The sequence below is a fragment of the Rhodococcus sp. G6(2025) genome (genome assembly GCF_058628105.1).
Genome location: NZ_CP179752.1, coordinates 436,842 through 442,841 on the forward strand (window position 1 = coordinate 436,842; position 6,000 = coordinate 442,841).

General features: G+C 61.1%; 4 protein-coding genes. 1 reads left to right on the plus strand and 3 read right to left on the minus strand.

Translation table 11 applies throughout. From position 1 onward, the window contains the following. Positions 1-23 precede the first annotated feature (23 nt). Both ACLIVD_RS42880 and ACLIVD_RS42885 read right to left on the minus strand, forming a co-directional pair. The gene (locus ACLIVD_RS42880) at positions 24-2,528 is read right to left on the minus strand and encodes a DEAD/DEAH box helicase (protein WP_491933825.1); all 2,505 of its coding nucleotides are present in this window, start codon (positions 2,526-2,528) and stop codon (positions 24-26) included. Between the two features lie 161 nt (positions 2,529-2,689). Further along, positions 2,690-3,556, minus strand: a complete 867-nt coding sequence (locus ACLIVD_RS42885) for a hypothetical protein (protein ID WP_491933827.1) — start codon at positions 3,554-3,556, stop codon at positions 2,690-2,692. A gap of 386 nt (positions 3,557-3,942) precedes the next feature. On the opposite strand from ACLIVD_RS42885, the gene ACLIVD_RS42890 reads away from it, so the two are divergent. Next, complete coding sequence (locus ACLIVD_RS42890; protein ID WP_491933850.1) at positions 3,943-4,332, plus strand: DUF6308 family protein; 390 nt, start codon at positions 3,943-3,945, stop codon at positions 4,330-4,332. 374 nt (positions 4,333-4,706) lie between these two features. Here ACLIVD_RS42890 and ACLIVD_RS42895 read toward each other — a convergent pair whose 3' ends face one another. Beyond that, complete coding sequence (locus ACLIVD_RS42895; protein ID WP_491933829.1) at positions 4,707-5,294, minus strand: Clp protease N-terminal domain-containing protein; 588 nt, start codon at positions 5,292-5,294, stop codon at positions 4,707-4,709. Between the last annotated feature and the right edge of the window lie 706 nt (positions 5,295-6,000).

Here is a 6,000-nt window from a genome sequence, read left to right on the forward strand (position 1 = left end):
CGAGCGTTAGCTCGTTTGAGCTCCTACTGCTTGCGCGGGGCACTGCCCCAATGTTGGGCGATCTTCTTACCGTTTAAATGCCACGTAGCCAACTGCTGACTTACCTTTTCGGGCTCACGGTACGCGTTATCGGTAGCTAAGGCGGCAGCGTACTTGGTGACGGCTTCACGAAGCTGGCTGAGCTTGGCAAAGGTAACCACTCTTGCTCCTGGGCGCGCAGAAGCGTTGCTGTGGAGCTCTGAGGTGTTGTGGATCATTACGGGAGTCTTGGTGCACGTGCTGTCGTACTTCTCGTCGAACCAGTCGATGGAGTGTGACAGCTGTTCGGCGTCGTGCCTCCAAATCGCCTCAGTTGTGGTGCCGCTCTTGCATTCGATGACCAGATATTTGAGCTCGCCTAAGGACCACAGCACGTCTGGGCCTTCGCCTGTGTCACGCTCCGGTCGTTGGGCGCCGAGTCCAAGGTGCAGCCCGAGATCGTGTGTTGCCTGTTCAAACCTGGCGACAGCGGCGTGATCGGGATCAGGGATGAGGTCGTCAAGCAACGCCGCTACTCCGACGATTAACTCATTTCCGTTGCCGTACTTCGCGGCCAGATAGTTTGAGGCTTGGCGCGCTTGGTCGGCGATGCTGTTCAGTCGGTGGTACTCGACTCCATCCCTGGGACGGAGCACCGCCTTGTTGTCTGTTTGGGCAGACTTTTGTAACTGCAATGCGGCGGCCGGATCAATCAGATGCAGGTACGCGGCTGCGCGCTGCTTGAGCCAGCCCTGATTTCGGCGATCACCGTTGGCTGCGTTAATCGCGTCGTTCATCGCGGCGCGCGCATCGCTGTACCGGCCTAGTTCGCCAAGTCGGAATGCCTCTCGCTGAGCGATCGCAACCTGGGAAATGTTGCTCGAAGTTGGGTAGGTAACTCCATCAAGCGCGTCGCGACTGGCCGTGACCCATTCGGGATCACGATCAAGGCACTGATTGATGACGCCCTCAAGGTCGCTGAAGGAAGCCTTGGCATCGTGCAACATGTCGGCGACCTGCTCCGACAGAACGAGCTGCGCCCGTGTGGCCGGACTGAACTTGACCGCCCCACCGGACTTGTGCAGTCGCTGGGTCAGTTTCGATCCGAGGAGTAGGACCACACAGTAATCATCATTCGACCGCACGCCACGACCCATACCTTGCTCGATGCGCTGGATCTGGCGAGTGATCATGGCGTCGCTTTCGTCCAGCGCGAGCGCTTCGAGACGGTCCAAGGAACCATAGGCCTCAGGGAGCCCGTCGAGAGCGAGGATGCGACAGGCATCGCCAGGTAGGTCGATACCGTCATATTTGCTGATCAAGACCACAAGCCCTACATGGCCTGCACGGAGCGCCTGGACGCCGTCATGAATCGACTCGCTGTTATGAACTGCGTCGGCCGTCTCCGCCCACCATTCCGACCGCCGTTTGGACGGCACAATGACGACAACATTATGGTGCTGGGCCTGCTCGACCAGGAAGTCGCGAACTTCTTCATCGGTAGTGCCCGGATGGGTCTCCAGCGGAGTAAGGATCATGCGGTCGCCCAGATCATCCGCAGTTTGGGGGGTGATTGGGGTCGCGATGGTTGATGGATCTGCATCGAAGTGCGTAACGAGCACGCTGTCGTCGGCCAATGTGGCGGTCAGATAGATCCGACGCTTTGCCGCCGCCAGACTCGGAATCCGGTCGATTGGAGGGCATGGAGGTTTGATCTCGATGCTCTTGTAAGAGATTGCCGCATCGCAGAGATGCAGCACTTCGTGTATGAGTGGCCACACGAACTTGAACTCGGCAGTCTCGCGATGCGGATGGAGTACGTCGAGAACCTGTTCACGGTTGTCGGCCCACGCCCAATAGGGAATGCGCAGTGCCACACCCGCGACGTTCTCAGCGAGGTCGCGGAACGCTGACGGGGATTGCTCACGTAGCGCGGAGTCGAATACGCCGGCCAGGGCGTTGTAGGCCTTATGCGCGCGCGGGATCGTAAGGGTGAACTGCTGTTCAAGAGTGTTTAGGCAGGCATGAGTGTCGTCGATCAGCACCGAGCCGATCTCCAAGTGCTGTCGTGAATCGCCCACGACCCCGAAGACCGATAGACCGTTGATCACCTTGTGGACATAGGTGACGAGGATGGCTTTGCCTGACTGGAAACGCCCCGAATGGGGGTCAGTGGTGGTCTCGAGACCCAAGGCGTCCGCTTCGGAGCGGACCTGATCGGCGAGGTAGATGTCAGGCGTGATGTAGACGGCCGGGCCGGCGCCCTCGTTAAGGCAACTCTTGAGCATCATCAAACCAACGACGGTCTTGCCGCCGCCCGTGTTCATCTTCACCAACAGATCGGACTTGTCCCGCTGCTCGTGCCAAAGGTCCCACACCTGGGTTTGGACGTCCCAGGGGCGTGCGTATTTGGAGTTCCGCGATGGCAATGCAGAGAAGATTCGCCGTGGCTCGGTTGCGGTGTCGACAACCGATCGCTTATTTAGCTTCCCAAGATCAAGTCCCGTCATTGTCTGCCTTCTGTGCGTTGGATGCCGTGCATGAGCGCTACGACTCCACAATCGTGACAGGTACTTGCGCCGCGGTGCTCAGCATTCTTCGTCTAAGTAACTCGCCGTCATTCGCATGATCTACATGGCTGACGCACCGGCTGTCGCGGGCATACTGAGGTTCATTCGGACGGCTCATCCAGACGTCTAAGCATGTTGGCGAGCATGATGACCGCGTCAGCACTGATCCCGGCTTTGGTTCTAGTCGGAGTGCTCGAGTGCTTTACCGCCTGGGCCAACTCAATGGCTGAGCGTGCGAACTTGCGCATCTCCGCGTTCTCGGAACCCGGGAGGCGTGCCTCGATGAAACGTGTGAGCCGCAGTTTGGTATTTGCGACTGCTGGTTCCTCTTCGCCGGCAGGTGTGTGGAGATCGTGGTTGTACACCTGTTGGCTGAGCCGTTCGAGGGTGTGCACGCAGTCGTTCCCAATCGCGCGATAGTCCTGGGGTGTCGTCGCGGACCTGAAGTGCCGTCGGAGCTCGCCAATCTCGGTGTCGATACTCGGCCAACCAAGCCGGGCGTGCGGGGATATTGCGTCGGAGAGTGTCGAGTCGAGTGTGCGATCCTGCCTGGCGACGAACTTGGCGTATGGCTCGTCGAAGAGATCGCTAAGTAGGTCGCGACGAGCCTGCCAAGATCCCGAGGCCTCGTTGCGGATCCACCACGCCCGCCAAGTGGTGTGATCCCTGAACGGAAGTTTGAATTCCTGGCCAGTGCGCTGAGTGCACCGGTTGAGTGCTCTGATTGCTAGTCGCATCGTGGGATCAGTGAGCGCAGCGCCTCCTCCTGTGCCAGACAGAAGCAGATCGTCGCGTACCAGATCCATCAGGGCCAGGCTGACGTCGATGTCAGTGTTCCCGACCTCTGGTTGCTGAATTAGATCTGATAGACGTTGTTCGTCGAGTTCGTCTTGGGACAAGGTCGATTTCCCGCCCCATGGGTCCTTTACAAGAACCTGGCGGAAGAAGTCAGAAGCCTGGATCGTCACGCTGTGAGGTTACGAATGTGGATCAGCGTCCAGAACTTAGGGTGCTCGAACTTCACCTCGGGTAGACAGATTGTGGTGGTTGATCAGAGCGGCGACTCGTCCTTGTTCGCCTTCTCCGCGGTACTTCGAGTCCATTTCGCCATGGTCGATGAGCACTTCATGCACGGTGACCGTGATCACGGCTGACATAGACGTACCCGGGGCCCGAGTGGTTGTCCAAACTGTTGATCGTCGAGTCAAGCCTCATGATGTACGCGTACCAAACCGGCACCTGAAGGGTGAGAGGGTGCGGGGTGTGACATTGCGGCTGCCGACGACCACCCTCGCGACGGAACTCGAACGCTGCGGCGATCGCGGCGCTGACGAAGTATTATGACCGCCCGTATCTGGGCGACGACGGCTACGTCGGCGCGCACTTCGATTCCTGGTCCAGCACCGGTAATCGGGCGGGGGAGGCGGACCGGTTCACCGCGGACAATCTGGTCGCGGCGGGTGTTCCTGTCCGTGCAGGTCCCCCCCCGAGGGCGGCGCGGGCGATCCTGGACACCGAGGCGGAGGCGCTGAACGCCCTTCTGAGTGCGGTAGGCCCGGATCGGGGCCTGGTCGTCGAACCGGACCCGCTGACCCAGGGGTGGCCTGCCTGGGACCTGGAAGCCGCCCTCCGCGGCCTGCGGGTCGTGGGCTGGACGAAGGCAACGAAGCTGATCGCCCGCAAACGCCCGCGGCTGTATCCGATCTGGGGTGCGTCCAGCAGAACACGAGAGGAGTGGCTATGAGTTCGAGGTAGTCGATCTTGTCGTGTTCGTAAGCTCGTCGTCGCTTGCCGGTGGAAGTCCGGTCCGGGTAGCTGCCAGGAGGCCCGGTAGCAGACTGGCGGCTCGGTCTGGAAACGGGTCGGGTCGGAGCCCAGTGTCGAAAGCCCTGTAATAGGGGGAGCGAAGATGCGGCCGGTGGCATGAAGCGAAACCTGCGGCGTCGTTAGGGTATCCCGCCCCTTTGGGTGGGAAAGAGGGAGTGCCGAGCCCGCTCCGTCAGGGTGAAGGCCACGGAAGGTGCCCAAGACCTGGAAATGGAGGCACCGAAGGACTCCTCGGCGTACGGGGTGTTCGAACGTATCGGTGGAGCTGTTCTTCACCCCCAACTGAGCTTGCTATTCGGGTTGTTCGAGGGCGTCGGTGATGCGGTCGTGGATCCAGGTTTCGAGGTTCTGGCCGGCGGTGCGGGCGGCAGCGTGGGCGCGGGTGTATTCGTCGGCGCTGAGCCGGATGGGGATGCGGTGGGCGGGGCCGGAAGTGGGCTGCTGCGCCAGTTCGCGTCTGAGGTGCTCACGCATTTCGCCGATGCTGAGGGTTACAAGGTCGGTGAGGATCTGAGCGCCGGTGCAGGCGGGGTCGTCGAGCAGACCCAGGAGTAGGTGGTCGGTGCCGATCTCCTCGTGCCCGAGCAGGGCGGTCTGGCGCAGGCTGCCCTCGAGGACCTTCTTCGTCTTCGGGGTGAACGGGATGTGCCCAACCGCCGGAGCGGAGCCCGCCGGTGCGCTGACACCGCCGAGCTTGCTCTCGAGGGCCGGCGCGGTGACACCCCACGAGGTCAGCGCCGCCGCTCCGGGGCCGCCGGCGTCGAAGATCCCGACCAGCAGGTGTTCGGTGCCGACGGAGTTCTGGTGGTGGGTGCGGGCGGCGCCGGCGGCGAGGACGACCACTTGACGGGCTTGATCGGAGAATCTCTCGAACACCATGACGTACTTCCTCCCCAGGCGTCGCCGCGAGCGACGCGATTCACTGCTGAATTCCCTGCTGCCCATTCTGGGCGGTGTGCAGGGGGTTGTGGGTGGGATCGACGCGACCTCGGCACTCGCGGCCGTAATGGTGCTGTGACCTGGTGTGATGACATGTCCCCGGTTTGTGATGTGGGGGCGCCGGTGACGTGTTCGGGGGAGTGTCGGCGCCGGGGTGTCGGGGTGCGCGGGTGTCTGTTTCGTCCGGTTTTGAGCGTTTTTTGAAAGTTGTTGATTTGCAATATAGTTGGGTAATCGATTGGTAAATAAGTATTTACGTGTGTTGTGCACAAAAGTAAGATTGTAAGGTTCGTAATCTGTTGTGGATCAATAGATTTGAGTGTTTCGGGATTTTCGACTGTTTTGGGTTGCGTGTGGGTGTGGTGGTATGCTGTGGGTATGACATGGAGCGGCGCGGGAAGGCGAGTGGGCGGCGGGTCGGGCGCACCCTCCCGCCTCCCCAGCCTCGTTGGGGTGTGGGGGACCGGATCGAACGTGACGAGTAAAAGTGCAGGTAAGGACCTAATCTCGGAAACTCAGAGGAGCGAAGCGACTCGATCGGCGGCAACGGGAATCGGCCCACTGCGAGCCGCGCAGCGGCTCCCTGGCGGGGAGCGAAGCGACTCGCCCCGTCTCCCGGCGCGGAGCGCCGGGAGCAGCGCCGCGG

Excerpts from the sequence above, each read along its gene's own strand:
- ACLIVD_RS42880 (WP_491933825.1), bottom strand. The coding sequence starts at position 2,528 with ATGACGGGACTTGATCTTGGGAAGCTAAATAAGCGATCGGTTGTCGAC.
- ACLIVD_RS42895 (WP_491933829.1), bottom strand. The coding sequence starts at position 5,294 with ATGGTGTTCGAGAGATTCTCCGATCAAGCCCGTCAAGTGGTCGTCCTC.